At 69.6% G+C, this 26733-nt stretch carries 25 protein-coding genes; 17 read left to right on the plus strand and 8 right to left on the minus strand.

The window, feature by feature from the left end; genetic code table 11:
• Positions 1-90 precede the first annotated feature (90 nt).
• Together aroB and ACK8OR_RS04415 are read right to left on the minus strand one after the other, a co-directional pair.
• The gene (gene aroB / locus ACK8OR_RS04410; RefSeq protein WP_410188229.1) at positions 91-1179 is read right to left on the minus strand and encodes a 3-dehydroquinate synthase; all 1089 of its coding nucleotides are present in this window, start codon (positions 1177-1179) and stop codon (positions 91-93) included.
• Positions 1176-1781 carry a shikimate kinase gene (locus tag ACK8OR_RS04415; protein WP_410188230.1) on the minus strand — a complete coding sequence of 202 codons (606 nt, stop codon included), beginning with the start codon at positions 1779-1781 and terminating at the stop codon, positions 1176-1178. The genes aroB and ACK8OR_RS04415 overlap by 4 nt, the downstream gene beginning before the upstream one ends.
• A gap of 49 nt (positions 1782-1830) precedes the next feature.
• Between ACK8OR_RS04415 and ACK8OR_RS04420 the strand changes: the two genes are divergently transcribed.
• From ACK8OR_RS04420 to ACK8OR_RS04440, 5 genes are all read left to right on the plus strand, one after another.
• On the plus strand, positions 1831-1959 hold the full coding sequence (locus ACK8OR_RS04420; RefSeq protein WP_410188231.1) for a hypothetical protein: 129 nt from the start codon (positions 1831-1833) through the stop codon (positions 1957-1959).
• Positions 1949-3442: a hypothetical protein gene (locus tag ACK8OR_RS04425; RefSeq protein WP_410188232.1), complete on the plus strand. Its 1494-nt coding sequence runs from the start codon at positions 1949-1951 to the stop codon at positions 3440-3442. Before ACK8OR_RS04420 ends, ACK8OR_RS04425 begins: the two co-directional genes overlap by 11 nt.
• Entirely contained in the window at positions 3439-4362 is a 924-nt protein-coding gene (locus ACK8OR_RS04430) for a site-specific tyrosine recombinase XerD (protein ID WP_410188233.1), read from the plus strand. The genes ACK8OR_RS04425 and ACK8OR_RS04430 overlap by 4 nt, the downstream gene beginning before the upstream one ends.
• A 57-nt stretch (positions 4363-4419) precedes the next feature.
• Complete coding sequence (locus ACK8OR_RS04435) at positions 4420-5733, plus strand: HlyC/CorC family transporter (protein ID WP_410188234.1); 1314 nt, start codon at positions 4420-4422, stop codon at positions 5731-5733.
• A gap of 65 nt (positions 5734-5798) precedes the next feature.
• Complete coding sequence (locus tag ACK8OR_RS04440) at positions 5799-6398, plus strand: hypothetical protein (RefSeq protein WP_410188235.1); 600 nt, start codon at positions 5799-5801, stop codon at positions 6396-6398.
• Here the strand turns inward: ACK8OR_RS04440 and ACK8OR_RS04445 are convergent.
• The gene (locus ACK8OR_RS04445; RefSeq protein WP_410188236.1) at positions 6385-7494 is read right to left on the minus strand and encodes a DUF2235 domain-containing protein; all 1110 of its coding nucleotides are present in this window, start codon (positions 7492-7494) and stop codon (positions 6385-6387) included. The two genes, ACK8OR_RS04440 and ACK8OR_RS04445, sit on opposite strands and share 14 nt — an antisense overlap.
• On the minus strand, positions 7481-9778 hold the full coding sequence (locus ACK8OR_RS04450) for a xanthine dehydrogenase family protein molybdopterin-binding subunit (RefSeq protein ID WP_410188237.1): 2298 nt from the start codon (positions 9776-9778) through the stop codon (positions 7481-7483). Before ACK8OR_RS04450 ends, ACK8OR_RS04445 begins: the two co-directional genes overlap by 14 nt.
• 152 nt (positions 9779-9930) lie before the next feature.
• On the opposite strand from ACK8OR_RS04450, the gene ACK8OR_RS04455 reads away from it, so the two are divergent.
• The gene (locus ACK8OR_RS04455) at positions 9931-13056 is read left to right on the plus strand and encodes a valine--tRNA ligase (protein ID WP_410188238.1); all 3126 of its coding nucleotides are present in this window, start codon (positions 9931-9933) and stop codon (positions 13054-13056) included.
• 9 nt (positions 13057-13065) lie between these two features.
• Positions 13066-14067, plus strand: a complete 1002-nt coding sequence (locus tag ACK8OR_RS04460) for a hypothetical protein (protein WP_410188239.1) — start codon at positions 13066-13068, stop codon at positions 14065-14067.
• A gap of 55 nt (positions 14068-14122) precedes the next feature.
• Here ACK8OR_RS04460 and ACK8OR_RS04465 read toward each other — a convergent pair whose 3' ends face one another.
• On the minus strand, positions 14123-14803 hold the full coding sequence (locus ACK8OR_RS04465; protein ID WP_410188240.1) for an ArsR/SmtB family transcription factor: 681 nt from the start codon (positions 14801-14803) through the stop codon (positions 14123-14125).
• Positions 14804-15010: 207 nt separating this feature from the next.
• Here ACK8OR_RS04465 and ACK8OR_RS04470 point away from each other — a divergent pair, with 207 nt between their 5' ends.
• From ACK8OR_RS04470 to ACK8OR_RS04510, 9 genes are all read left to right on the plus strand, one after another.
• Positions 15011-15649, plus strand: a complete 639-nt coding sequence (locus ACK8OR_RS04470) for an ATP-dependent Clp protease proteolytic subunit (RefSeq protein ID WP_410188241.1) — start codon at positions 15011-15013, stop codon at positions 15647-15649.
• Positions 15650-15851: 202 nt separating this feature from the next.
• Positions 15852-17123 carry an ATP-dependent Clp protease ATP-binding subunit ClpX gene (gene clpX, locus ACK8OR_RS04475; RefSeq protein ID WP_410188242.1) on the plus strand — a complete coding sequence of 424 codons (1272 nt, stop codon included), beginning with the start codon at positions 15852-15854 and terminating at the stop codon, positions 17121-17123.
• Between the two features lie 241 nt (positions 17124-17364).
• The gene (locus ACK8OR_RS04480) at positions 17365-18321 is read left to right on the plus strand and encodes a PAS domain-containing protein (RefSeq protein WP_410188243.1); all 957 of its coding nucleotides are present in this window, start codon (positions 17365-17367) and stop codon (positions 18319-18321) included.
• Positions 18322-18366: 45 nt separating this feature from the next.
• Complete coding sequence (locus ACK8OR_RS04485; protein WP_410188244.1) at positions 18367-19563, plus strand: FAD-binding domain-containing protein; 1197 nt, start codon at positions 18367-18369, stop codon at positions 19561-19563.
• 103 nt (positions 19564-19666) lie between these two features.
• The gene (locus ACK8OR_RS04490; RefSeq protein ID WP_410188245.1) at positions 19667-20791 is read left to right on the plus strand and encodes an SPOR domain-containing protein; all 1125 of its coding nucleotides are present in this window, start codon (positions 19667-19669) and stop codon (positions 20789-20791) included.
• A gap of 67 nt (positions 20792-20858) precedes the next feature.
• Entirely contained in the window at positions 20859-22019 is a 1161-nt protein-coding gene (locus ACK8OR_RS04495) for a D-alanyl-D-alanine carboxypeptidase family protein (RefSeq protein WP_410188246.1), read from the plus strand.
• A 63-nt stretch (positions 22020-22082) separates the two neighbouring features.
• Positions 22083-22679, plus strand: coding sequence for a dTMP kinase (gene tmk, locus ACK8OR_RS04500; RefSeq protein ID WP_410188247.1), 597 nt, complete (start codon positions 22083-22085; stop codon positions 22677-22679).
• Positions 22676-23737, plus strand: coding sequence for a DNA polymerase III subunit delta' (locus ACK8OR_RS04505; protein WP_410188248.1), 1062 nt, complete (start codon positions 22676-22678; stop codon positions 23735-23737). Before tmk ends, ACK8OR_RS04505 begins: the two co-directional genes overlap by 4 nt.
• A 41-nt stretch (positions 23738-23778) precedes the next feature.
• Complete coding sequence (locus ACK8OR_RS04510) at positions 23779-24579, plus strand: TatD family hydrolase (protein WP_410188249.1); 801 nt, start codon at positions 23779-23781, stop codon at positions 24577-24579.
• Here ACK8OR_RS04510 and ACK8OR_RS04515 read toward each other — a convergent pair.
• The 3 genes from ACK8OR_RS04515 to ACK8OR_RS04525 all read right to left on the minus strand — a co-directional run bounded on the left by ACK8OR_RS04515 (position 24561) and on the right by ACK8OR_RS04525 (position 25600).
• The gene (locus ACK8OR_RS04515) at positions 24561-24959 is read right to left on the minus strand and encodes a lysozyme inhibitor LprI family protein (protein WP_410188250.1); all 399 of its coding nucleotides are present in this window, start codon (positions 24957-24959) and stop codon (positions 24561-24563) included. The genes ACK8OR_RS04510 and ACK8OR_RS04515 overlap by 19 nt on opposite strands.
• Positions 24956-25243, minus strand: a complete 288-nt coding sequence (locus tag ACK8OR_RS04520) for an antifreeze protein (protein WP_410188251.1) — start codon at positions 25241-25243, stop codon at positions 24956-24958. The genes ACK8OR_RS04515 and ACK8OR_RS04520 overlap by 4 nt, the downstream gene beginning before the upstream one ends.
• A gap of 78 nt (positions 25244-25321) precedes the next feature.
• Entirely contained in the window at positions 25322-25600 is a 279-nt protein-coding gene (locus tag ACK8OR_RS04525) for a hypothetical protein (protein WP_410188252.1), read from the minus strand.
• A 111-nt stretch (positions 25601-25711) separates the two neighbouring features.
• Between ACK8OR_RS04525 and pyrC the strand changes: the two genes are divergently transcribed.
• A complete protein-coding gene (pyrC, locus tag ACK8OR_RS04530; protein ID WP_410188253.1) occupies positions 25712-26728 on the plus strand; it encodes a dihydroorotase in 1017 nt (338 codons plus the stop codon).
• Positions 26729-26733: the final 5 nt, after the last annotated feature.

Consider the following 26733-nt stretch of genomic DNA (forward strand, 5'->3'; position numbering starts at 1 on the left):
CTCTATCGCGTCGTCTAGAAGACCGTTCGGGGAACGGTCGTCCCCAAGTTTTCAACGAAAACTTGACGAAGGGCCTTCGGCAAAGGCCCTTCACCCCGCCCGCAGAATGGCCAGCACGTCTTCGGCGGGCACGGCGTCCGTCACGAAGGCCGCGCCGATCCCCCGTGCCAGGACGAAGCGCAAACGTCCGGCCAGAACCTTCTTGTCCTGTCCCATCAGGTCCAGCAGCGCCTCGGCCGAGGGCAGGTCGCCTGGGATCTCGGCGAGGTTGCGCACCATCCCCATCGCCTGAAGATGCGCGCGCACCCGGCTCGGGTCCTCCTGCGCGCAGAGCCCCAGCCGCGCCGACAGCGCGAAGGCCAGCGCGCAGCCGACCGCCACGCCCTCTCCGTGGAGCAGCCGGTCCGAATAGCCCGTTGCCGCCTCCAGCGCGTGACAGAAGGTGTGCCCGAGGTTCAGAAGCGCGCGGTCCCCCTGCTCGGTCTCGTCACGCGCCACGATATCGGCCTTCATCTGCACCGAGTGGCGCACCGCCTCGACCCGGAGATCGGCATCGCCCCTGAGCGCCGGGCCGTTCGCCTCGAGCCAGCCGAAGAAGGCCGCGTCCCCCAGCAGCCCGTATTTCACGACCTCGCCATAGCCCGAGAGGAAGTCGCGTGGCGGCATCGTGTCGAGCACATCGACATCGGCCAGCACGAGGCTCGGCTGGTGGAAGGCGCCCACGAGGTTCTTGCCGTGCCGCGTGTTGATCCCGGTCTTGCCGCCGACCGAGGAGTCCACCTGCGCCAGAAGCGAGGTCGGCACCTGCACGAAGCGGACGCCGCGGCGCAGGATCGCGGCCGCGAACCCGGCCAAGTCACCGATCACGCCCCCGCCGAGTGCGACGACGACATCGCCCCGCTCGGCCCGCTGGTCCAGCAACCACTCGACCACGCGGATCACGTTGACCCAATCCTTCGTTCCCTCGCCGGGCGGCAGTTCCAGCGCGGGCGCCTCGACCCCGAGCCCCGTCCGAAGCGACGCGAGATGCAGCGCCGCGACACGGCTTTCGGTGACGACGAAGACGCGCGGGCGCGCCAGAAGCGGCCCGACGAGATCGCCCGCCTGTGCCAGCAGGCCGCGCCCGACATGGACGTCGTAGGCCCGTTCGCCCAGCGGCACGTTCACCACCGCGCTCATGCCAGCACCCCTGCTTCCGCCAGCACGCGCACCACGCGTTCGACCATCTCGGGGATCGGGACGGGCGGCGCGCTGTCGACCACGATTTCGGCGGCGGCGTAGGACGGCGTGCGCTCGGCCAGAAGCTCCGTAAGCGTGGCCTTCGGATCGTCGGTCAGAAGAAGCGGCCGCGTGGACTTGTGGCGCACCCGGCTCCAGAGCAGCTCCGCATCCGCCTTCAGCCAGACCGAAACACCGGCCTCGGCGATGGCGGCGCGGTTCTCGGGGCGCAGGAAGGCGCCCCCGCCCGTTGACAGAACGCCCGGCCCCTCGGCCAGAAGGCGGGCCAGGACCTCGGTCTCGCGGGCCCGAAAGAACGCCTCGCCGTCGCGCGCGAAGATCTCTGGGATGGTCATGCGCGCGGCCTCGGCCATCGCGGCGTCCGTGTCGCGGAACGGCACGCCCAGCCGCTCGGCCAGCGCGGTGCCGACGGCGGTCTTTCCGCAGCCCATCATGCCCACGAGGACGACGGGCCGGTTGAGGCGCATGGCCCCCGCGTCCGGCATCTTGTCGCCCATCGCTTCCACAACCTCCGTCCGCGCTGTCGCTCGTGCGATTGCCATCTATAGCTCGCCCGGCCAGAATGGAAACAACCACAACAGGCAGGCAGGCATGATCCGGTTTCTCAAATATCTCCTGATCCTCGCGGTTATCGCGGTGGTGGGCCTGTTCGGCTACTCGTTCCTGCTGGAACCCGAAAGCGCCCCCGTGACCGAGCGGATCGAGATCGATGCGGGCTAGCCTCCTCGCGCTGGCCGTTCTCGCCGGACCGGCGCTGGCCGACGACGCCCCGCTCTCGGCCATTCCCTGGCTCTCGGACAGCCTCTCGGCCCCCGCGCCCCGCACCGACGAGCCGGCGGCGACCCCACTTACCGACACCGACGTTACCGTGATGGCGCTGGGCGAGACGCGGCGCGACGCGGTGGGCCTTCTGTCGGTGGGCCTGACCGGCTTGCCGCGCGACACCTTCGCCGGCTCGGACCCCGCGCGGCTCGCCCGGCTCATCGCCGATCAGCCCGCCGATGCGCTGCCCGCGATGCAGGATCTCGTGACGATGCTCCTTCTGGCCGAGCTCGACCCGCCCCGCGCCGCGACCGACCCCGACACGCTCTTCTTCGCGCGGATCGACGCCCTGCTGCGGCTGGGCGCGCTCGACCAGGCGCAGGCCCTGCTGGAGCGGGCGGGCGCGACCGATCAGGCCGCGTTCCGACGCTGGTGGGACACGTCGCTCCTGTCGGGCAACGACGTGCGGGCCTGCGACGCAATGACCGCCAATCCGGGTGTCGCCCCCACCCTGCCCGCGCGGATCTTCTGCCTGACGCGAGGCGGCGACTGGGCGGCCGCGGCCCTGACCCTCGACACCGGGCGCGCCATCGGGGTGATCGACGAGAACGAACAGGAGCTTCTGGGCCGGTTCCTCGACCCCGAACTCTACGAGGGCGAGCCGCCCCCCGTCCCGCCCCGACCGCTGACGCCGCTGGCCTTCCGCCTGCTGGACGGGATCGGCGAGACGCCATCCACCCGCGACCTGCCGCTGGCCTTCGCCGCCGCCGATCTGCGCCCGACCACCGGATGGAAGGCCCAGATCGAGGCGGCCGAACGCCTCGTCCGCGCCCGCAGCCTCGATCCCAACCGCCTGCTCGCGCTCTATACCGAGAACCGGCCCGCCGCGTCGGGCGGGGTCTGGGACCGGGCCCGCGCGATCCAGCGGCTGGACGCGGCCCTACTGGGCGGCGACCCCCAGGCCGTGGCCGACGCACTTCCCGGGGCGTGGACGCGGATGCGCGACACCGGTCTCGGCCCGGCCTTCGCGCAGCTCTACGGCGCCGCACTGGCGCGGATGGACCTGCCGCCCGCCTCGGGCGCGCTGGCGCTTCGCATCGGCCTTCTGTCGCCCGACTACGACCGAGTCGCGCGCGACGCGGAACCGTCGCTGGCCCGCGACGCCTTCGCGGTGGCCATCGCGCGGGGAGACGACCTCGTGCCCCCGGTTGGCCCGCTGACGCAGGCGATCGCCGACGGCATGACCGCCGACGCGCCCGCTAACTTGACGCGGCTGGCGACGGATGGGCGGCTGGGCGAGGCGCTGCTCGAAGCCGCGCTCATGCTGACCGAGGGCGCCGAGGCCGATCCGCAGGACATCGTCGACGCGCTGGCCTTCTTGCGTTCGGTGGGCATGATCGACGTCGCGCGGCGCACGGCACTGCAACTCCTGTTGGCGTGAGCTGGATCGACCTCTTCCTCGAGGCCCAGGCCGCCGAACGGGGCGCGGCGCTGAACTCCTTGATGGCCTATCGCCGCGATCTCGAGGATTTCGCCGCCCATCGCGCGGCGCAAGGTGGTGCGCTGGCGGATGCGACGCGTGGCGACATCGAGGCCTATCTCGTCGCCTGCGAGGCCGAGGGGCTGGCCGCCTCGACCCGCGCGCGTCGCCTCTCGGCGATCCGGGGCCTCTACCGCTTCGCCCATGAGGAGGGGCTGCGCCGCGACGACCCCGCCATCCGCATCACCGGTCCGTCAAAGCCCAAGACGCTGCCGAAGACACTGTCCGAGGGCGATGTCGACGCGCTGCTGGCCGCCGCCGGAACGCTCGGGCGGACCCCCGACGAGCGGCTGCGCGACACGGCGCTGATGCAGCTTCTCTATGCGACGGGGATGCGCGTTACCGAACTCGTGGGCCTGCCCGTGGCAGCGGCGCGGGGCGATCCCCGGATGCTTCTGGTGCGCGGCAAGGGCGGGCGCGAGCGTCTAGTACCACTCTCGCCGCCGGCGCGGGACGCGCTGGCCGCCTGGCTCGCGCATCGCGACGACGCCGACGACACCGCGAGGGTCGAGGCGGGCACCGCGCTGTCGCCGCATCTATTCCCGTCGCGCGGCAAAGCGGGCCACCTGACCCGCGTCTGGTTTCACGGCCGTATCAAAACCCTCGCTGCCCATGCCGGGCTCGACCCCGCGGGCGTCAGCCCACATGTCCTGCGCCACGCCTTCGCCACCCATCTCCTGTCGGGCGGCGCGGATCTGCGCGCGATCCAGACGATGCTGGGCCATGCCGATATCTCGACCACCGAGATCTATACCCATGTCCTCGAAACCCGGCTCCGCGAGCTCGTCCTGACGCATCACCCGCTGGCCGGGGATCCTTAGGCTCCCGCACGGCGTCCCCCGCTTGAACGCGACGCGCGCCGGCCCCATAAGCCGGCCATGGAAACCACCGTCACCACCCTGGGCTGGGGCACAGCGCTCGGCATCGCCGCCGCGATCGTCTGCCTGCTGGCCATGTCCGCCTTCTTTTCGGGCTCCGAGACCGCGCTGACCGCCGCGTCGCGCGGCAAGCTGCGCAACCAGGCCGACAAGGGGAATGCCGGGGCCGCCCGCGCCCTCGTCGTCACCGAGGACAACGAGCGCCTGATCGGCTCGGTCCTCTTGGGCAACAACATCGTCAACATCCTCGCCGCGTCGCTGGCGACGGCGCTCTTCACCGCGCTCTTCGGAGAGGGCGGCGTGGCCGTCGCGACGCTGGTGATGACGGCGCTCGTGCTCGTCTTCGCAGAAGTGCTGCCCAAGACCTACGCCATCTCGAACCCCGAGACCGCGGCCAGCCGCGTCGCCGCTCCGATCGGCGTCGTCGTCCGCGTCTTCGCGCCCATCGTCAGTGTCGTCCGCGCGCTGGTGCGGGCCATCCTGCGGGTGTTCGGTGTCGATATCGACCCCGATGCCGACATCATGTCCGCCCACGAGGAAATCGTGGGCGCCATCACGCTGGGCCATACCGAGGGCGGCGTCGAGAAAGAGGACCGCGACCGGCTGCTGGGTGCGCTCGACCTCGGCGAACGCGCCGTCGAGGAGATCATGCTCCACCGCTCGGGGATCGAGATGGTCGACGCCGACGCGCCCGCCTCCGACATTCTCGACCAGGCGCTCCACTCCCGTTACACCCGCCTGCCCGTCTATCGCGGCGAGCCAGAGAACATCATCGGCGTCCTGCATTCCAAGGACTTGCTCCGCGCCATCGACCGGCTTGTCCGGACCGAGGGCGGCGGGATCGAGGCGGTCGCCAAGCTCGACCTCTCGGACGTGATGATGGAGCCCTACTTCATCCCCGAGACGACGACGCTCGACGACCAGATGCGCCAATTCCTGCGGCGCCACACGCATTTCGCCCTCGTGGTGGACGAATACGGCGCGCTGCAGGGCCTCATCACGCTCGAAGACATCCTCGAGGAGATCGTGGGCGAGATCACCGACGAGTACGACCAGCCCGAGGCGCCCGTGCTCGATGCGGCCGCCGACGGGACGGTCCTGATCGAGGGCGCGATGACGATCCGCGATCTGAACCGCGCGACCGAGTGGAACCTGCCCGACGACGAGGCGAACACGGTGGCGGGGCTGGTCATCCACGAGGCGCAGACCATCCCGACTACGGGCCAGGTCTTCAGCTTCCACGGCTTCCGCTTCGAGGTCGCCGCGCGCGACGCGAACCGGATCACCCAACTTCGGATCCGGCCCCTGGGCTGAACCGGGCGGGCGACGAGAGCGCCTCGACCTGCTAGGGTGACCTTACGTCATCTGCAGGAGGTCCGATGTCCCGTATCCGAAGCGCCGTCCTCGCCCTCTCACTGGCCGCCGCCTGCCCCCTCCATGCCGACGGCCACGCGCAGGTCGATGCCGGACCCGGCGACCGCGTCGATATCATCGACGCCGAGGTCGATGCCGCTGACGAACGGTTCACCGCCGCCACGCCCGAGGATCCGGTCGTGGTGGTCGACAACGCCTTGCCCGGTGGCACGACCGGCGACGACCCGCTCCACGTCTTTCCGTTTCTCGCAGACGGCTTCGCGCCCGACGACGCGACGCGCGCCGCGATCCAGGCCGCCGTTCGCGCGCAATACGAGACGCACACCATCCAGCTCGAGCACCGCGTGTCGGTCTTCGCGTGGCAGCACGCATCGTCGCAGGTGCTGTTCGTCGCTGTCCTCGCCATCGTGGCGATGGGCCTCTATTTCTCGTGGATGCAGTTCCGGGCGGAGCGCGGGGGCGCGGTCGCGCCGACGACGACGCTCAAGGCCGGACAGAGCGGGATCGAAGTCTCGTCACCCGTGCTGGGGGTCGTGATCCTCGCGCTGTCGCTGGGCTTCTTCTACCTCTACCTCGCGCATGTCTATCCGATCACCGAGATCTAGCCGCCGCGTTCTCCGTCTCGGGTCGGACCCATGTCCGCAACTTCCCCGCCGCGCGGTGGCCCAGCGCCGTCGGGTGCAGGCTCTCGGATGGATCGAGCCCCACCTTCCGCCGGGCGCGCGTCAGGAACAGGCCCCCCACCCCGCGCCAGCTTCCGGCCGACGGCGCGGTGCCGTCGGTCTCGAACCGGTCCGACCAGTCGTGCGGCAGGGCCAAGCCGACGCTCTCGAGCCGTTCCAGCATCCACACGAGGGGCACGTTCGCGCGGGGGCGCGCGCGCCCGAACCCCATGAGCTGCCCGCCGAGATCTCCATGGGTGCCGCGAAACCAGACCTGCTCGACGCTCTCGGTCCGCTCCCCGTTGGTGCGCCAGCGATCGAGCGCGTAGACCCGCCGCGTCTCGTCGAGGGCCATGGCGTGGAAGCCGTAATCGACCGACGCTCCAAGCCGGTGCGACCGGAAGGCGTGGACCTCGGGAAAGGCCCGCCAGATCAGGGGCGCGCGGACGCCGACGGCCTGTACAGTGTCGAACACGCCGACCGCGCGGATGCGGACCTTCGGATGGCAGTATTTCGCGGCAAAGCTGCGCGCCTCCGCGCGGGTGGGGTCGTTGCGGTAGTGCTCGTAGGCGCGCAGGACATGCCCGATGGTGGCGTGTTCCGGCGTCAGGAGGCCAACCCGGTCGATCATCCCCGAGAGCGCGCGCACCGCGTAGGCGCCACGCGAATACCCCAGCAGCCAGATCGTATCGCCGGGGCGATAGACCTCGACCAGCCAAGCATAGGCGCGGCGGATCTGACGGTTGATGCCGACACCCGCCGCGACCTCGGGCGCATTGCGCCAGCCGCGCCATGCGATGCCCGGCTCGTAATGCAGGCCATGGCGATCCTGCGCCTCCAGCAGCCGGTAGATCAGGCCGATCGACGTCTCGAACCCCGGCTCGAGCGACGAGAGCGTGCCGTCGAGCAGGACGACATGGGCGCGGGGCTGGTCTGCCGGGCTATGGGCCACGACCTCGCGCGCGCCACCCCGCCAGCCACCCCGAAGGAAGGCCCCGAGGCGGCCTAGATGGCTCGGGGTCTCGTCATTCGGCGGCAATCGGTTGCTCGGCCTGTTGCAACAGCGCCCAGACGCGGCCCGGCGTGAACGGCATGTCCACGTCGCGCAGTCCCAGATCCCAGAGCGCATCGAGCGCCGCGTTCCCCACGGCCGCCATCGCGCCCACGGTGCCCGCCTCGCCGCAGCCCTTCATCCCGAGGACGTTGGCCGTCGACGGCACCGGTTCGGAATGGAAGTCGATCATCGGCAGCGACACCGCGCGGGGCATCCCGTAATCCATGAAGCTCGCCGTCAAAAGCTGGCCGTCCTCGTCGTAGACGACGTATTCCGACACGGCCTGCCCGATGCCCTGGGCCACGCCGCCATGCACCTGCCCTTCGGCCAGCATCGGGTTCATCAGGTTCCCGAAATCGTCGACCACGGTGTATTTTACCACGTCGAGCTGGCCGGTCGCGCGGTCGATCTCGACCTCGCAGAGATGGCAGCCATTGGGATAGCTGCGGCCCGGAAGCGTCGTCCGCTCCTGCGTCTTCAGAAGCTGCGTCTGGCCCTTGTCTCGCGCGGCCTCGGCGGCCTCCATCACGGTCATGACGGTGTTCGATCCGGTCGAGCGGAACTGTCCGTCCTCGAACGCCACCTCCTCGACCTCCAGAAGGGCCGCGACGAAGGGCGAGAACTTCTCGATCACCTTGTTCGCGGTCGCGCGGTTCGCGGTTCCCTGCGTCGTCACCGACCGCGAGCCGCCCGTGCCGCCACCCGTGGCGATCCGGTCGCTGTCGCCCTGCACGACGTCGATCAGCTCCGCGTCGATGCCGAGATCGGTGGCGAGGAACTGGCGATAGACGGTCTCGTGACCCTGCCCGTTCGACTGTGTGCCGACATAGAGCGTGACGCGCCCGTCCTCGGTGAACTCGATCTCGGCGGTCTCGGACGGATTCCCGAGGATCGACTCGATGTAGTAGCAGGCCCCCAGGCCGCGCAGCTTGCCGCGCCCCTCGCTCTCCGCGCGGCGCGCGTCGAAGCCCGCAACGTCGCCCTCGGCCAGGGCACGGTCCAGCACCCGGTCGAAATCGCCCACGTCATAGGTCTCGCCCATGGCGGTCAGGTAGGGGAAGGCGTCCGCCTTGATGAAGGACTTGCGGCGCAGCTCGAACCGGTCGACGTCCAACTCGCGCGCGGCGTAATCCATCGCGCGTTCCAGCACGAAAATCGCCTCGGGGCGGCCCGCGCCGCGATAGGCGTCGACCTGCGTGGTGTTCGTGAAGACGCCGACCGAGCGCATGAAGCAGGCCTGCACGTCGTAGACGCCGGGCATGACCTTCGAGAACAGCTCGGACTGGATGTTCTGGGCGAAGCCGGAATTGTACGCGCCCATGTTGGCCACGTTCGTCGTCCGGTAGGCCACGAGCTTCAGGTCCTTGTCGAACCCAAGCTCGGCCGTCTGGATCAGATCGCGGCCCGCATTGTCCGACAGCATCGCCTCGGAGCGGTCGCCCATCCACCGGACCGGCCGGTCGAGCGTGCGCGCGGCATGGGCCACGAGGAACATCTCGGGATAGCTCATCGCCTTCATGCCGAAGCCGCCGCCGACATCGGGGTTCGTCACCCGGATCGCATCCTTCTCGAGCCCTAGCACATCCGCGAGCGACCCCTTCGGCCCCCAGACCCCCTGCCCGTTGACGCAGACATGCAGCCGGCCGTCCTCGACCTCGGCCCAGACACCGCGCGGCTCAAGCGACGCGCAGATGATGCGGTTGTCCTCGACCGTCAGTGTCACGACCCGGTCCGCGGCCTTCAGCGCGGCCTCGGTCGCGGCCTCGTCGCCCTTCTCGTAGCGATAGGCCTCGTTCTCGGGCGCCTCGGGATGGATCGCAGCGCCGCCCACGGCCACGTCCACCTTGACCGGCAGCTCGTCGATCTCGACTTCGATCAGCTCGGCGGCATCGCGCGCCTGTTCCAGCGTATCGGCCACGATCATCGCGATCCCCTCGCCGACGAAGCGCACTCGGCCCTTCGCCAGAAGCGGCCGGTTCGGGTCGGCGCCCTTGGTGCCGTCGGCATTGTCCGCGGGCGTGGTGTCGATGTGGTTGCGCAACCCCGCCGCCTCGACCGCGTCACTGGTCAGCACCAGATGCACCCCCGGCGCGCCCTCGGCCTCGGAGACGTCCAGCGCGGTGACATCCCCATGGGCCACCGTCGAGCGGAGCATGTAGGCCCGTAGCGAACCCTCGGGCGCGGTGTCGTCGACATAGCCGCCCTGCCCGGTCAGGAGGCGCGGGTCCTCGGCGCGGCGGTTCGATTGGCTCAGGCCGAATTTTTCCATGGGTCTCTCCGGGCGACAGGGGGCGTCGGGCGGACATTAGCCGCGCCGCCCCCCATGTCCAGTGGCCGGGCCGTCAGGTCGCGGGTGGCGCGCAGGGTTCCGTTCGCCCGTCCCACGCGCTACGTCGGCCCCAAGCGACGGAGAGCACCGACATGGCGATGGAAAAGACGTTCGACGCGGGCACGGCCGAGGCCCGCATCTCGCAGATGTGGCTGGACGCGAAGGCGTTCGCCGCCGGCGCCAACAGATCGCGCGACGAGACCTTCTCGATCGTGATCCCGCCGCCCAACGTCACCGGCTCGCTGCATATGGGCCACGCGTTCAACAACACGCTGCAGGACATCCTCGTGCGCTGGCACCGGATGCGCGGCTTCGACACGCTCTGGCAGCCTGGCACCGACCACGCGGGTATCGCGACCCAGATGGTGACCGAGCGCGAGATGGCCAAGGAAACGAACGAGACCCGCGCCGAGATGGGCCGCGAGCGGTTCCTCGAGCGGGTCTGGCAGCAGAAGACCCAGTCGCGCGGCACGATCATCGGCCAGCTTCAGCGCCTCGGCGCGTCCTGCGACTGGGACCGCGAGGCCTTCACCATGGGCGGTGCGCCGGGCGATCCGGACCCGACCCAGCAGAACTTCCACGACGCGGTCATCAAGGTCTTCGTCGAGATGTACGAGAAGGGCCTGATCTACCGCGGCAAGCGGCTGGTGAACTGGGACCCGCATTTCGAGACGGCGATCTCGGATCTCGAGGTCGAGAACGTCGAGACGCCGGGCCATATGTGGCACTTCAAATACCCGCTCGCGGGGGGCGCGACCTACGACTATGTCGAGCGGGACGAGGACGGCGCAATCCTGTTCACCGAGACGCGCGACTACATCTCCATCGCCACCACCCGCCCCGAAACGATGCTGGGCGACGGCGCGGTCGCGGTCCATCCCGATGATGCCCGCTATGCGCCCATCGTCGGCCAGCTCTGCGAGATTCCCGTCGGGCCGAAGGCGCACCGCCGCCTGATCCCGATCGTCACCGACGAATACCCGGATGCGAGCTTCGGCTCGGGCGCGGTCAAGATTACCGGCGCCCATGATTTCAACGACTACGAGGTCGCCAAGCGTCAGGGCATCCCGCTCTACCGCCTGATGGATACCAAGGCCGCCATGCGCGACGACGGCGCGCCCTATGCCGAGGCCGCGGGGATCGCGATGGCCGTGGCCAAGGGTCAGCGCGAACTGACCATCGCCGAGGCCGACGCCATCAACCTCGTCCCCGACCACCTGCGCGGGCTCGACCGGTTCGAGGCGCGCGCGCGCGTCGTCGAGGAAATCACCGCCGAGGGCCTCGCCGTCATGGTGCCCGCGACCGATCCGCGTCTGGGAAAGGGCGCGGCCTCCGCCGGCAAGGCCGCCACGGGCGAGCCCCCGCTGGCCCCCGAGGAAGGCGGCGAGATGCGCGTCGAGGCAGAGGAACTGGTTCCGCTGGTCGAAGCCAAGCCTATCCAGCAGCCGTTCGGCGACCGCTCGAAGGTCGTGATCGAGCCGATGCTGACCGATCAATGGTTCGTGGACACCGCCAAGATCGTCGGCCCCGCCATCGAAGCGGTCGAGGACGGCACGGTGCGCATCCTGCCGGAGGCCGACAAGAAGGTCTATTTCCACTGGCTGCGGAACATCGAGCCCTGGTGCATCTCGCGCCAACTCTGGTGGGGGCACCGGATCCCGGTGTGGTACACGCTCGACCCCGATGGCGACGCGGACTGGCTTCCGATCTGTGCGGCGACCGAAGACGAGGCGCTGCGACATCTGCGGCTGATTCATGGCGAGGATGCCGACATCCGCTTCGTCGACACCGAGGCCGAGGCGCTCGACATCCTGAGCGACGACCTCGCCGGGCTGGACACGCGGACCGAGGGGATGATCCGGCAGGCGCAGGGGCCACAGACCATTCCCGCCTTCCGCGACCCCGACGTGCTCGACACCTGGTTCTCGTCGGGCCTCTGGCCGCTGGGCACGCTCGGCTGGCCCGAGGAGACCGAGGCGCTGGATCGCTACTTCCCGACCTCGGTTCTGATCACCGGCTTCGACATCCTGTTCTTCTGGGTCGCCCGGATGATGATGATGCAGCTCGCCGTCACCGACCCGGCGAAGCCCGTCGCCGAGCGCGTCCCCTTCCACGACGTCTACGTCCACGCCCTCGTCCGCGACGAGAAGGGCAAGAAGATGTCGAAATCGCTCGGCAACGTGCTCGACCCGCTGGACCTGATCGACGAATACGGCGCCGACGCCGTCCGCTTCACGCTGGCCTCGATGGCGGCGATGGGCCGCGATCTGAAGCTCTCGACCCAGCGCATCGCGGGCTATCGCAACTTCGGCACGAAGCTCTGGAACGCGGTCCGCTTCGCCGAGATGAACGGCGTGCGCTTCGCCCCGGATGGCGTTGATCTTCCGGCAGAACTCGATCTCACGGTCAACCGCTGGATCGTGGGCGAGACGGCGCGCGCCCGCATGGACGTGGACGCCGCCCTCGCCGCCTACCGCTTCGACGATGCCGCCAGCGCGCTCTACCGCTTCGTCTGGAACGTTGTCTGCGACTGGTATGTCGAATTCTCGAAGCCCCTCCTTCAGGACGAGGGGTCAACCGAGACGCAGGCGACCATGGCCTGGGTGCTCGAGCAATGCATGGTCATGCTCCACCCGTTCATGCCTTTCGTGACCGAGGAGCTCTGGTCGACCACCGGCCATGACGGGATGCTGGTCCATGGCGACTGGCCCGAGGCCCTGACCGACGCGGTGGTCGACCCCGCGTCCGAGGCCGAGATGCGCTGGGTGATCGGTTTCATCGAGGCCGTCCGCTCGGCACGCGCCCAGATGAACGTGCCCGCGGGCGCCGTCATCCCCGTCGTCGCGGTCGAATGGGACGACGCGGCCCGCGCGGCGGCCGACACGAACCTCAGCCTGATCCAGCGGCTGGCACGGATCGAGGGCATTTCCGAAGGCGCCGCCCCCAAGGGCGCGATCGCGGTCACGGCCGGCGGCGGACGCTTCGCGCTGCCCCTGGGCGACGTGATCGATGTCGCGGCCGAGCGCGCCCGGCTGGAAAAGCAGGCGGGCAAGCTCGCCAAGGAGATCAAGGGGATGGAAGGACGAGTGAACAACCCCAACTTCGCCGCCTCCGCCCCGCCCGAGGTGGTCGAGGAGACCCGCGCCAATCTCGCGGCGCGGCGCGACGATGCCGACGCGATCCGACGCGCGCTGGACAGTCTTGCGGAACTCGGGTGAATCCGGGGGGTGTCCTTCAACATCCTCATCATCGGCCAGCGCGGCCGACTGACCCACGAGGCCGCGCTCTTCGCCGCGACGCTGCGCCACAACGCGCCCGGCTGGTCGGGCCGCCTTCTCGTGGGCGAGCCGCAGCCGGGGCCGCGCTGGCCCGACGACCCGCGCATCCCCTCCGGCCCTCAGCGCGCGCTGCTGGAGGAGTTGGGCGCCGAGATCATGCCTTTCGAGACACATCACTTCGGGTCGTATTACCCGTATGGCAACAAGATCGAGGCGCTGGCCGCGATGCCGCCCGGCCCATTCCTCTTCATGGATACCGACACCGTTATCACCGCCGATCTCTCGGAACTGGAGATCGACTTCGCCCGCCCGGCCGCGAGCCTGAAGCGCGAGGGGACCTGGCCCACGCCTGAACTTTATGGCCCCGGTTTCAACGAGATATGGGGCGACCTTCATGCACGGCGGGGCGGACGGCTCGCCGACACGATCGACCCCGACCAGCCGGACGAGCACTGGCGGCGCTATCTCTATTTCAACGCGGGCTGGTTCTTCGGCGACGACCCGCAGGCCTTCCACCGCGCCTTTCTCAACGCGGCGCTGATGATCCGGGACGACCCGCCCGAAAGCCTCGTCTGCCAGGAGCTCGACCCCTGGCTCGACCAAGCCGCGCTGCCGCTGGCGATCCACGAATTGGGCGGCGGCCGACCGGGGTCGCGCCCGCAGGACAAGGGCGGCATCGCCGACGGCCTGCTCGATGGAAGCCACAGCTTCCACTACCGCTTCCTGCCGCTGATGTACGCGACCGCCCCCGATCACGTCATCGCCGCGACCGAGGCCGCGACCGCGCCGAACCGGGTCAAGAAGGTCCTGAAGGACTACGAGCCGTTCCGGCGGTTCCTCTACCAACCGAAGGGCGCGAAGGCGCGCGCGATGTTCGACCGCGACGACCTGCCTCGCAAGGAACAGGCGATCCGGAACCGTCTGAAGCGCGAAGGGCTCTGGCTGCGCTGAAAGGTCTTCGGAGAAGACCTTCCCGAGGCTTTTCGCCGAAAAGCCTCGGCCCCGCTCAGAAGTTCGATAGGCTCGCCCGGGCCGCGGTGCCGTAGCGTTCTGCGACGAGGGCCTGCATGTCGCCCGAGACCTTGCCCGCACCGCCCCAGTCCAGCGTCACGCGGCAGCCGTCCGGATCCGAAGCGAAGCCCGCGATCAGTTCGGTGCGCCCGCCCAGCCGCCAGTCGAGTGCGACGCGCGAGGCCGTCCGCGTCGTGATCCGCGCCCAGTCCGCGCCCGAGCCGTCATACATCACCTCGTGCAGCCGATCACCGCGCCAGCCGATCGAGCGTGGCAGCGCGCCTGCCCCCATGGCCGAGAACGACAGCTGCGCCACCGGCCACCAGAGGGCGACGTCGTCGATGAAGAGCCGCCGGGCGTCCTCGGGCGAGAGGCGCACGACGAGGCCGGGCAGATCGGATCGACGCTCGGTCAGGTCGCCCAGCCAGACGACCAGCGGCTCGGCCCCGCCGGGCGTCAGGCCGTAGATGTTGCGCGTCCCCTGACGCCGCATCGACACCAGCCCCGCATCGAGCAGGACCTTGAGATGCTGGCTGACCGCGGGGCGGGTGACGGGCATCGGCTCGGCGATCCGCGCGACCGGCAGAGGGCCGTCGCGCAGACGGTCCAGCACGGCGCGGCGGGTGGGATCGGCCAGCGCCGTCAGGATGGCGCCATGCGCTGTGTCGTCGTTCATGCGTCGAGGGTATTCACCCCGCGTCGGGGGTGGTCAACGGGCGCCGCCGCTGCGCTCACGCCACGGCACCCTTCCGCCCAGAGCATGGCGGAACGGGTCGTGAACCGCGACGTCCCGCCCCGCCTTGAAGCCCCCGGCGGCGACGCATAGGTTCGCGGTCAAGCACCGGCGCGACAGTCGCGACCGGTCGAGGCAAAGGGCAGCTCCATGCGCGATCCAGTCGACCACTTCCAGAACAACCTCGTGCCCATGGTGGTCGAGCAGACCAGCCGCGGTGAGCGGGCCTACGACATCTTCTCGCGCCTCCTGAAGGAGCGGATCATCTTCATCAACGGCCCGATCCACAGCGGCATGACCCATCTCGTCGTGGCCCAGCTGCTCCATCTCGAGGCAGAGAACCCGACCAAGGAGATCAGCATGTACATCAACTGCCCCGGCGGAGAGGTGACGTCGGGGATGTCGATCTACGACACGATGCAGTACATCCGGCCCAAGGTCTCGACGCTGGTCTGCGGCATGGCGGCCTCGATGGGGTCGGTCATCGCGGTTGGCGGCGAGACGGGGATGCGGTTCGCGCTGCCCAATGCCGAGATCATGATCCACCAGCCCTCCGGCGGCTCGCAGGGGGTCGCCGCCGACATCCTGATCTCCGCGCGCCATATCGAGCAGACGCGCGAGAAGCTCTACCAGCTCTACGTCAAGCACACGGGGCAGGATTACGAGACGGTGCAGAAGGCGCTCGACCGCGACAAGTGGATGACGCCGCAGGAGGCCAAGGATTGGGGTCATATCGACGAGATCGTCGAGACCCGCGCCGACGCCGCCGACGCCGTCAAGGACAGCTGATACGAAGGGTGCCCGGCCCGCGCCGGGCACCCGCGCCCCCTGATGCGCTTCCGCCACGGGAGACGTGCAGGCACGGGATTTCTGCATTGTGGCTCCGGGCGATCCTGCCTAGGCTTTCGGCAGAGAAGAGCTTTTTCATCCGCGGCACGGACCGCGCGGCCGATCGTCGGAGCAGGACGGTCAAGGCCAGGGAGGCACGACGATGGCCAATAACCAGGGGTCCGGCGACGGCAAGAACACCCTCTACTGCAGCTTCTGCGGCAAGTCCCAGCACGAGGTCCGCAAGCTGATCGCGGGTCCGACGGTGTTCATCTGCGACGAATGCGTCGAGCTCTGCATGGACATCATACGCGAGGAGACGAAGGCCGCCGGCCTGAAATCCGCGGAAGGCACGCCCACCCCGCGCGAGATCTGCGGCGTGCTGGACGATTACGTGATCGGGCAGGAGCACGCCAAGCGCGTCCTCTCGGTGGCGGTCCACAATCACTACAAGCGGCTCGACCATTCGGACAAATCCGACATCGAGCTGGCAAAGTCGAACATCCTGCTGATCGGTCCCACGGGCTGTGGCAAGACGCTGCTGGCGCAGACGCTGGCCCGCATCCTCGACGTGCCGTTCACCATGGCCGATGCGACGACCCTGACCGAAGCCGGCTACGTGGGCGAGGATGTCGAGAACATCATCCTGAAGCTCCTGCAGGCGTCGGAGTACAACGTCGAGCGGGCGCAGCGCGGCATCGTCTATATCGACGAGGTCGACAAGATCACCCGCAAGTCCGACAACCCCTCGATCACCCGCGACGTTTCGGGCGAGGGCGTGCAGCAGGCGCTCCTGAAGATCATGGAAGGCACCGTCGCCTCCGTGCCGCCGCAGGGCGGGCGCAAGCATCCGCAGCAGGAGTTCCTGCAGGTCGACACGACGAACATCCTCTTCGTCTGCGGCGGCGCCTTCGCCGGCCTCGACAAGATCATCGCGCAGCGCGGCAAGGGGTCGAGCATGGGCTTCGGCGCCGAGGTTCGCGCGCCGGACGAGAAATCCGTGGGCGAGTTCTTCAAGGAGCTGGAGCCCGAGGACCTGCTGAAGTTCGGCCTGATCCCGGAATTCGTCGGCCGCCTGCCCGTCATCGCGACGCTGACCGATCTCGACCAGGATGCGCTCGTCATCATCCTGACGCAGCCGAAGAACGCGCTGGTCAAGCAGTACCAGCGCCTGTTCGACCTCGAGGGGGTGACGCTCAGTTTTACCGACGACGCGCTTCAGGCCATCGCCCAGCGCGCCATCGAGCGGAAGACGGGGGCGCGCGGCCTGCGGTCGATCATGGAGGACATCCTGCTCGACACGATGTTCGAACTGCCCGGCCTCGACACCGTGGACGAGGTTGTCGTGAACGAGGAAGCGGTGCGACGCGAAGTCAAGCCGCTCCTGATCCACTCCGAGGACAAGGCCGAACCGGAGTCTGCCGAAGCCGGCTGACGGTGCCCGGAGGCCGGACGCGGACCGGCCCGCGCATGTTGCGGGCCATTATTTGTCGAATGACACATGCGCTTTTGCACAAACCGTGGTCCTGTGGGCTACGTCCAACCCCGTATGCCAGATCGTGCGAACTCTGCGACGTTTCGCGCCTAACCCCTCTGGCGCATTTGCATGAATCGAGATTGAGCTGCGCGCAGAAATCCATATCTGTCAACTCAACCTGACGGATCGGACCCCGGCAATGCTGGACACTCTATCCCTTGCGACCATGGCTGCCGTCTTCGACGACAGCACGGATTGCGTGAAGCTCATCGATACCGAGGGGCGCGTGCAGTGGATGAACATGAATGGCCGCTGCAGCATGGAGATCGACGATTTCGACGCGGTGCGCGGCACCGAATGGGCGCTGTTCTGGCCGCTGAAATACACCACGCAGGTGCAGTCGATCTACAGCCGCTCCGACCCGAAGGTGACGAACTTCTCGGCCTTTTGCCCGACCGCCAAGGGTTCGCCCCGCTGGTGGGACGTCACCGTTTCGCCGGTCAACGCGTCGGACGGGGCACCAGCCGGGTTCCTCGCGATTTCGCGGGACGTGACCGAGCGCGAGACGGCGGCCAAGCAGATGGAGCTGATGCTGGCCGAGATGCGGCATCGCCAGAAGAATACGGTCGCGCTGACGGCGACGCTGCTCAACCTGCACAAGCGCAAGTATCCCGAGGCGGCGCGCTTCGCCCGCGACATGACCGCGCGCCTTCAGGCGTTGATGTCCGCGCAGGAGACGATCGGCGTGGCCGGCCGCGATGGCGCCTATCTCGACAGCGTGCTGCCGCCGCTCTTCTACCCGTTGGCCGACCCCGCGAGCGTGGTGTCGATCCATATCGAGGCCGGCATGTTCATTCCGCCGCGCCAGGTGGATCTCGTCAGCATCATCTTCGGCGAACTGGCCATCAACGCCAGCAAGCACGGCGCATTGAAGGCGGGCGGCACGCTGCGCGTGACCGGCATGCCCTCCGGAGAGGGGATCGAGCTGGTCTGGACCGAGACCCTGCCCGAGGCGCGGACCGGGGATATCGGCCTCGGCGACGGGCTCGACCTGATGAACCGGATCGCCAAGATGAACGGCGTGCGGTTCGAGATGGACTGGCTCGAATACGGCCTGCGCGTCACGCTCGTCCTGCCCACGGGCACGCGGATCTGAACCGCCCCCCTGTCCGGGCCGCGCCGCCGGGCTAACTGGCGGCGCATGAAGGACAATCCCGCCCCCCACTTTCCGCCCAACCGCGACGCGGCACTCGCCCGGCTCGACGCGTTCGCGCCCAAGGCCGGACGCGACTATGCCGCCGGTCGCAACCACGACCTTCCGGGGCATCCGCATGTCTCGACCCTGTCGCCTTGGATCCGCCACCGCGCCCTGACCGAAGCCGAGGTGGCCGCCGCCACGCTCGACCGCTTCGCCGCATCCACCGCGCAGAAGTTCCTGTCGGAGGTGCTGTGGCGCACCTATTTTAAGGGCTATCTCGAACGTCGCCCGGGTCTCTGGTCGGGCTATCTGCACGGTCTCGACGCGGCGCGGAACCGGCTGGCCACGGAATCCGGCCTGCGCGCCCGCTGGGAGGCGGCCTGCGGCGGCGAGACCGGCATAGACGCGTACGACCATTGGGCGGCCGAACTGACCGGCACCGGATATCTGCACAACCACGCGCGGATGTGGTTCGCCTCCATCTGGATGCACACGCTCGAATTGCCATGGGAGCTGGGCGCGGACTTTTTCCTGCGCCACCTGCTCGATGGTGACCCGGCATCGAACACGCTGTCGTGGCGCTGGGTCGGAGGGCTTCACACGCGCGGCAAGACCTACCGGGCCCGCGCCTCAAATATCGGGAAATATACCGGCGGGCGGTTCGACACCGAGGCGTTGGGCCACCGGCTCGCCACCACGGCCGAGCCACAAGACGGGCCGCCGCCGCCCGACCCGATCGACATGCCCGAGGATGCGAACCTGCCCGGCGGCCGGATCGGGCTCTTGCTGCACGAGGACGATCTGCATCCCGATTTCCTGATGGCGCGCGGCCTCGACCCCACCGGTGTCGCGGTGCTGATCGCGCCAGCCGGGCGCTCGCCCCTGGCCGTCTCGCGCCAGGTCCACGACTTTACCCGCGCGCTGGCCGAAGATGCCGCGACGCGCCTTGGCGCGACCGGCCCCGTCACCGAAGATGGCGCGGAAATCGCGCGCTGGGCCACGGGGTTCGACCATGTCGTGACCCCCTATGCCCCCGTCGGTCCCGCACGGACGGCGCTCGACGCGCTGGACGTTGCGACCATCCGCCCGTTGCGCGCCTGGGACGCCGCGGCCTGGCCCCACGCGACCGCGGGCTTCTTCAAGTTGAAGGGCAAGATGGCCACGATCCTCGAGACAATCCTGCAGGATATGGGCGTCTGACACGCGACGGGTTCACAGGATTCCACTTATGCGCTACCGTCACGCCAAGGCAGGATCGATCAACGGTCCGCCAGAGGCAGTGGCAGAGCACGGGGCGCAGACAGTGCGACAGGCAACCATCGGGGCGTTCGCGCCCAATCCCACCATTCGTTTTCTCACCGGCGTCGCGCTGATCGCGCTGGTTGCGGGCTGTCAGGCCGCCAATACAGGCGGTGACGCGACCCGTGCCGCCCCGGCCTCCTCCAGCGTCCAGCTCATCGAACGGGACGTCGAGGCGCCCGAGGTCTTCCAGGCCAAGGACCGCGCGCTCTGGGACGGACGGCCGTCGCTGGGCGGCGTCTGGGTCGCGGCCCCCGACGTGACCGATCCCGAGCGGGTCATCATCCGCAACGAGGCGAACGGCAAGTTCGTCATCGGCGCGCTCTTCAAGCGCGAGCGGGCCAATCCCGGCCCCCCGCTGCAGCTTTCGTCGGACGCCGCCGCCGCCCTCGGCGTGCTGGCCGGCGCGCCGACCTCGATCGACGTCGTGGCCCTGCGCCGCGAGGAGGTCTCCGAGCCGAGCCCCGCCCCCGCAGCATCGGCCCCCGTGGCCGTCGCCGAAGCCGAGCCCGCAGCCCTCGAGGAAGAGATCGTCCAGACGGCCGAGGCCCCCACAGCCGACGCCGAGATCGGGGCCGACGCGCTCGACGCCATCGGGGCTGCCGCCGAGGCCGAGCGCGCCTTGGCCGCCGACGCCGCCGAGCGGACGCCCGCCGCCCAGCCGGAGCGCCGCCTGAATTGGTTCCAGCGCATGGCCCGCAGCCGTCAGGACCGTCGCGCCGCCCGCGAGGCCGCCGCCGCCGAACTGACCGCCGACGCCGTGCCGACCGAGATGAACGCCGGCATCCTCGAGCCGCCGGTCGCCACCGCGGCCGCCGCTCCCGTCACGACCAGCGCCATCGCCGCGACCACCGCGTCCGGCACGCCGACGCGTGCCCCCGCCCCCGTCGCCGGGATCGAGCGGGCCTATGTCCAGATCGGCATCTTCTCGGTCGAGGAAAACGCCCGCAACACCGCCACCGCGCTCTCGGGTGCGGGCGTCGTGCCGACGGTGCTTGAAGAAAGTAGCCGGGGCCGCACGTTCTGGCGCGTGATCGTGGGGCCGTCGACCACCTCCTCGGACCGGGCGGCGGTTATCCGCAAGGCCAAGGGTCTGGGCTTCACCGACGCTTTCGCCGTCCGCGGGTAGCGGCCATATCGGGGCGAAGAACCGTAACCCGCCGCCGACCGCGGCCGCACGACCGGAGAGCCCTGCCATGCTCCGCCCCCTTCTCGCCGCCCTTCTGATCTCCGCCCCCGCCTGGGCCCAGGAATTCGCCACCGAGGCGGGCTCCGCCTTCGTGGTCGATCACAACACGGGCCAGGTGCTTCTGTCGAAGAACGCGCAGGTGCCCCTGCCCCCGGCCTCGATGTCGAAGCTGATGACGCTCAACATGGTGTTCGAGGCACTGGAGGACGGGCGCCTGACGCTCGACACCGAGCTTCCGGTCTCCGAGGAGGCGGCGGCCTATGGCGGCTCGACCATGTTCCTCGACACCCGCGACCGCGTCCGGGTCGAGGACCTGATCCGCGGCGTCGTCGTCCTGTCGGGCAACGACGCGACCGCCGTCCTCGCCGAGGCGATCTCGCCCGACGGCACCGAAGACGGCTTCGCCCAGATGATGACCGACCGCGCCCGCGAGCTGGGGATGATGAATTCGGTCTTCCGCAACTCGAACGGCTGGCCCGCGCCGGGCCACGTCATGTCGATGGAGGATCTCGCGATCCTGGCCGAGCGTCTGGTGACGGAGTTCCCGCAATATTATCCCTACTTCGCCGAGCGGGAGTACGATTTCGACGGCCGCTCGCCGTCGAACCGCTTCAACCGCAACCCGTTGCTGCGGCTCGATATCGGGGCCGACGGCCTCAAGACCGGCCATACGCAGGAGGCGGGCTACGGCCTCGTTGGCAGCGCGGTGCAGGGCGACCGGCGCGTGACCTTCGTGATCTCGGGCCTCGAGACCGAGGCCGCCCGCGCCGCCGAGAGCGAGCGCATCGTGAACTGGGCCTTCCGGCAATTCGCCGAGTCGCGGCTTCTGGACGACACCTCGGACCCGGTCTTCGATGCCGAAGTCTTCATGGGCGAATCCCCCACCGTGGCCCTGGTTCCCGCCGATGGCGTGACCCTTCTCCTGCCGGTCACGGGCCGCGAGGCCGTGCAGGGCGAGATCGTCTATGACGGCCCGCTCGAAGCGCCGATCGCCGCCGGGGACCAACTGGCGACGATGACCCTGACCCATCCCGGCGTCGCCGATCACGAGGTCGCGCTGGTTGCCGCCACGGATGTCGGCCGCGCGGGCCCGCTCCGCCGCGTCCAGATCGCCGGGGGCCGGGTCATGGGCGAGGTGCTGGGCTCGGCGCTCGAACGCTTCGAATAGGGCGCGATCCGGGGGCCGATCGCCCCTCGCGCCCTGCCCGCGCCCCTGCTAACCCCTCCGCCTATGTTCATCTCGCTCGAAGGCATCGACGGGTCCGGCAAATCGACCCAGGCCCATCTCCTCGCCGACCATCTCGAGGCGTTGGGCCACACGGTCCTTCGCACCCGCGAGCCGGGCGGCAGCAGCGGCGCCGAGGCAATCCGCGCACTGCTGGTCGAGGGCGATCCCGGCCGCTGGTCGCCGGTTACGGAACTCCTCCTCTACAACGCCGCGCGGCGTGACAATCTCGAACGTCGCATCGAGCCGGCGCTCGCGGCGGGTCAGTGGGTCGTCACCGACCGCTGGACGGACAGCACGCGGGTGTACCAGTCGACGCGCGGCGGCGACCGCGCGATGGTCGACGCCATGCAGAACCTCGTCATCGGGCGCGAGCCGGACCTGACCTTCGTGATCGACATGGACCCGGATACGGCGCTGCGACGCGGCCTCGCCCGACCGGGCGCCGAGGACCGGTTCGAACAGCTCGGGGCGGACTTCCAGCGCACGGTTCGCGATGGCTACGCGGCGCTCGCGCGCGATTTCCCCGACCGGGTCCGGATCGTCGATGGCGACGCCGATCCCGAGACGGTCGCGGCCCGCGTCCGCGCTCTTCTGCCATGAGCGACGACGCCCTCCCCGAGCCGGATCGGCTGGGCGCGTTTCCCCGCCCGCGCGAGACGGCGCGTCTCTTCGGCCAGGACATCGCCGAGGCTGCGTTTCTCGATGCATGGAACACCGAGCGTCTGCATCACGGCTGGCTCCTGACCGGGCCGCGCGGGGTGGGCAAGGCCACGCTCGCCTGGCGGATCGCGCGCTTCCTGCTGACCGATCCGGCGCCGCAGGCCGAGAGTCTCGACGCACCAGACGGCCATCCCGCCCTGCCCCGCATCCGTGCGCTGTCCGAGCCGGGCCTGATGCTGCTGCGCCGCCCATGGGACGAGAAGACCAAGAAGCTGCGCGACGTCATCACCGTTGATGCCGCCCGGCGGCTGGGCGGCTTCTTCGCGATGTCGGCGGGCGGGCGGCGTGTCGTCATCGTGGACGCCGCCGACGACCTCAATCCAAACGCCGCCAACGCGATCCTGAAGCTGCTGGAGGAGCCGCCTGCCGGGGCCACCCTCCTCCTCGTGACGCATCAGCCCGCGCGCCTCCTGCCGACGATCCGGTCGCGCTGCCGTGTCCTAAGACTTGGACCCCTCGGGCCGGACGCACTCGACGCGGCGATCACGCAGGCCGGGGGCGATCCGGCCACCGCCGCCCTCGCGGACGGGTCCGTGGGGGCCGCGCTGATGCTGGCCGAAGGCGGGGCCGAGACCTACGAGGCGCTGCTGTCGCTGATGTCGCAAAGCCCGATGGACCGGGCGACGGCCCGCAGGCTCGCCGATGCCTGCGCGGGCCGCGCGGGGGCCGAGCGGCTGTCCCGCACGCTCGAAGCCATCGACCGGCTCCTGCACCGTGCGGCGCGCGCGGGCCTGCTTGGGCCGCCCGCCGACGCCCCCGAAGCCGAGGCGAAGGTCCTCGCACGCCTCGCGCCCCACGACCGCGCCGCCCGCGACTGGGCCGCGCTGGCACAGGCCGTGGGCGACCGCGCCGCCCATGCGCGCGCCGTGAACGTCGACCCTGCGGCGATCGTCTGGGACGCGCTGGCCGCCATCGACGCGCAGGCGCGCCGCGTCTGACGGGGTTGCGGCGGCGCAGCGCCTCGCCTAGCCCCGCGCCCATGGAACCGAAGATCACCGACAGCCACTGCCACCTCGATTTTGCGCAGTTCGAGGGCGAGTTGCCCGACCTTCTGGCGCGCGCCGCCGAGGCAGGCGTTCACCGCATGGTGACGATCTGCACCAAGCTGCGTCAGGCCGATCAGGTCCGCGCCCTGTCCGAATCCCACGCGCCCGTCTTCTGGGCCGCCGGCACGCACCCCATGTCCGCCGCCGACGAACCGATGGTTACGGTGGACGACCTCGTGGCACTGGCCGCACATCCGAAGATGGTCGGGATCGGCGAGACGGGGCTCGATTACCATTACACCGCCGAGAGCATGACCCTGCAGCAGGAGAGCCTGCGCATCCATATCGAGGCGGCGCGCCGCACCGGCCTGCCGCTTGTCATCCACAGCCGCGACGCGGATGACGACATGGCCCGGATCCTGACCGAGGAACATCGCGCCGCGCCGTATACATGCGTCATGCACTGCTTCAGCTCGGGCGCCGCGCTGGCCGAAGCGGCGCTCGACCTGGGGTTCTATCTCAGCATGTCGGGCATCGCGGCCTTCCCGAAGTCGCAGCCCTTGCGCGACATCTTCACCGCCGCCCCGCTCGACCGCATCCTCGTCGAGACCGACAGCCCCTATCTCGCCCCGCCGCCCCATCGCGGGCGACGCAACGAGCCGGGCTATGTCGCGCAAACCGCCCGCGCCGGGGCCGAGGCGTTCGGGATGGAATATGCGGCGTTCGCCGCGGCGACCGAGGCGAATTTCGAGCGTCTGTTCACCAAGGTGCGCGACTACTCGATGGCGCCGTAGACTGTCAGGTCCGCGATCCGGCGTTCGGTCAGCCGCGTCAGGCAGAGCGGACCGGCCAAATCCTCGGCCCGCGTGCCCGCCACCAGAAGCGCCTCGGCCGCGCAGGCCGCGTCGCGATAGGTCAGGAACACCTCCTGCGAGGCCCGGAGCGCATCTTCGGCGGTGACGTCCTCGGGCGCAGCCGCCGCCTCGTCCAGCACCTGTGCCTGCACGAGGGCAAGGCGGTAGGTCTCGTCCATGACGGCATCTGCCTCGGCCCAGCCGTTCTGGGCGCAGGCAACCATCTCACCCGGCATTAGGTCGCCCGCGGCACAGTCGAGCACGTCCTGGGCCGCCGCCGGCCCCGCCAGCACGAGCGCCAGCAGCAGCGCCGCCTTCACCGCCGCGCCCGCGTCAGACGGCGCGAATTCGCCCGAGTCGTCCGGCCGATCGGCGCCAACGCGGCCGAATAGACCGCGACCGGCGTCGCGCCAGCTATCATCGCCATCGTCGCGGCGCGCCCGGCATCGACGAAGGCCGTCTGCTTCTCGGTCACCATCCGCAGGTTCTCGCCCTTGGTCGCGGGCAGGACGCCCGCCATCCCGAGCATGCGCATCCCGATCACGGTCTGCGCCTCGGCCAGCATATGCGCGGTCCGCATCTGCAGTTTGATCAGGTCCCACATCGGAGATCGCCTTCATGTTGGGGGCCTCCCGAAGGGGAAACGCACCATGACTTCAATTGGTTCGCGCGAGGACGCCGGTCAAGGCTCGCCGCGCTGGATCCGGGCCCAGATGCGCTTGCCGAACAGCCCCAGCAGCGCCCCCAGCGCCAGCAGGAAGGCCGAGCTGTCGATCCCGAGGATCGCGCAGACCACGGCGGCCAGCATCAGGATCACCAGAAGCGCGGCGAGGTCGAACTCGTGCGGCGAGATCGGCATGTCGCCCAGCCAGAGGCTCTCGGACCAGTCCTTGATCCATCGTTCCATGCGGGGCACCGCAAGGCCGGTCAGGATGCCGATGATGAGATTGAGCAGGATCATGGTACGCGCCTCCGGGCAGAACGGGTCGGACAGCCCCCACCATGCGCCAGCGCCCCCGCCTTCGCAACGCGGCGCTGGCCAAGTCGCGCGACGGGCGCTAACCCGACGGCCATGGAGAGCCTCACGATCCGCCGCCCCGACGACTGGCACCTGCATCTGCGCGACGGCGACATGCTGCGCGCCGTCGCCCCCGAAAGCCGCGACATGGGACGGGCCATCGTGATGCCCAATCTCGTGCCGCCGGTGGTGACCCATGACGACGCGCGCGCCTATCGCGAACGCATCGTGGCCGCGGGCTTCGCGCGCCCCCTGATGACGCTCTACCTGACCGAAGGCACCAACCCGGACGATGTCGTCTCAGCACACGCAGCCGGCACGATCACGGCCGTGAAGCTATACCCCGCGGGCGCCACGACGAATTCCGCCTCGGGCGTCCGCTCGATCGAGGCGGTCCGTGCCGTCCTCGCGGCGATGGAGGCGGCGGGCGTGCCGCTCTGTCTCCACGGCGAGGTCACGGACCGCGAGATCGACATCTTCGACCGCGAGGCGCGGTTTCTCGACGACGTGCTGACCCCGCTCCGCGCGGCGCATCCCGAGCTGAAGCTGACGCTGGAGCATGTCACCACCTCCGAGGCGGTCGACTGGGTCCGCGCGCATCCGGGCGTGGGTGCCACGATCACGGTCCAGCACCTGCTGGCCAACCGCAACGACATGCTGGCCGGGGGCCTGCGCCCGCATTTCTACTGCCTGCCGATCCTCAAGCGCGGTCGCCATCAGGAGGCCCTTCGCGCGGCCGCCACCTCGGGCGAGTCTGCGTTCTTTCTAGGGACCGACAGCGCGCCCCATCCGACCCACGCCAAGGAAGCGACCTGCTGTGCGGCGGGCTGCTTCACCGCCCCCATCGCGCTGGCCTGCTACGCTCATGTCTTCGAAGAGGAGGATGCGCTCGACCGGCTGGAGTCCTTCGCCTCGCTGAACGGACCCGCCCATTACGGCCTGCCGCCCAACGCGGACACCGTGACCCTGACGCGCGGCGCAGCCCTGGACCTGCCGCCGCGCATCGACACCCATGGCCAGTCCGTCACGCTCTTCGATCCCGGCCACCCGCTCCACTGGCACATCCACTAGGCCCG

This window comes from Jannaschia halovivens (assembly GCF_046452375.1).
In the GTDB taxonomy this organism is placed as follows: domain Bacteria; phylum Pseudomonadota; class Alphaproteobacteria; order Rhodobacterales; family Rhodobacteraceae; genus Jannaschia; species Jannaschia halovivens.

Coding starts and splice junctions, on each gene's coding strand:
- ACK8OR_RS04435 (WP_410188234.1), top strand. CDS start 4,420: ATGGAAACCACCGTCACCACCCTGGGCTGGGGCACAGCGCTCGGCATC.
- tmk (WP_410188247.1), top strand. CDS start 22,083: ATGTTCATCTCGCTCGAAGGCATCGACGGGTCCGGCAAATCGACCCAG.
- ACK8OR_RS04450 (WP_410188237.1), bottom strand. CDS start 9,778: ATGGAAAAATTCGGCCTGAGCCAATCGAACCGCCGCGCCGAGGACCCG.
- ACK8OR_RS04480 (WP_410188243.1), top strand. CDS start 17,365: ATGCTGGACACTCTATCCCTTGCGACCATGGCTGCCGTCTTCGACGAC.
- ACK8OR_RS04415 (WP_410188230.1), bottom strand. CDS start 1,781: ATGGCAATCGCACGAGCGACAGCGCGGACGGAGGTTGTGGAAGCGATG.
- ACK8OR_RS04455 (WP_410188238.1), top strand. CDS start 9,931: ATGGCGATGGAAAAGACGTTCGACGCGGGCACGGCCGAGGCCCGCATC.
- ACK8OR_RS04495 (WP_410188246.1), top strand. CDS start 20,859: ATGCTCCGCCCCCTTCTCGCCGCCCTTCTGATCTCCGCCCCCGCCTGG.
- ACK8OR_RS04425 (WP_410188232.1), top strand. CDS start 1,949: ATGCGGGCTAGCCTCCTCGCGCTGGCCGTTCTCGCCGGACCGGCGCTG.
- ACK8OR_RS04465 (WP_410188240.1), bottom strand. CDS start 14,803: ATGAACGACGACACAGCGCATGGCGCCATCCTGACGGCGCTGGCCGAT.
- ACK8OR_RS04470 (WP_410188241.1), top strand. CDS start 15,011: ATGCGCGATCCAGTCGACCACTTCCAGAACAACCTCGTGCCCATGGTG.
- ACK8OR_RS04485 (WP_410188244.1), top strand. CDS start 18,367: ATGAAGGACAATCCCGCCCCCCACTTTCCGCCCAACCGCGACGCGGCA.
- ACK8OR_RS04440 (WP_410188235.1), top strand. CDS start 5,799: ATGTCCCGTATCCGAAGCGCCGTCCTCGCCCTCTCACTGGCCGCCGCC.
- ACK8OR_RS04505 (WP_410188248.1), top strand. CDS start 22,676: ATGAGCGACGACGCCCTCCCCGAGCCGGATCGGCTGGGCGCGTTTCCC.
- ACK8OR_RS04525 (WP_410188252.1), bottom strand. CDS start 25,600: ATGATCCTGCTCAATCTCATCATCGGCATCCTGACCGGCCTTGCGGTG.
- pyrC (WP_410188253.1), top strand. CDS start 25,712: ATGGAGAGCCTCACGATCCGCCGCCCCGACGACTGGCACCTGCATCTG.
- ACK8OR_RS04520 (WP_410188251.1), bottom strand. CDS start 25,243: ATGTGGGACCTGATCAAACTGCAGATGCGGACCGCGCATATGCTGGCC.
- clpX (WP_410188242.1), top strand. CDS start 15,852: ATGGCCAATAACCAGGGGTCCGGCGACGGCAAGAACACCCTCTACTGC.
- aroB (WP_410188229.1), bottom strand. CDS start 1,179: ATGAGCGCGGTGGTGAACGTGCCGCTGGGCGAACGGGCCTACGACGTC.
- ACK8OR_RS04510 (WP_410188249.1), top strand. CDS start 23,779: ATGGAACCGAAGATCACCGACAGCCACTGCCACCTCGATTTTGCGCAG.
- ACK8OR_RS04420 (WP_410188231.1), top strand. CDS start 1,831: ATGATCCGGTTTCTCAAATATCTCCTGATCCTCGCGGTTATCGCGGTG.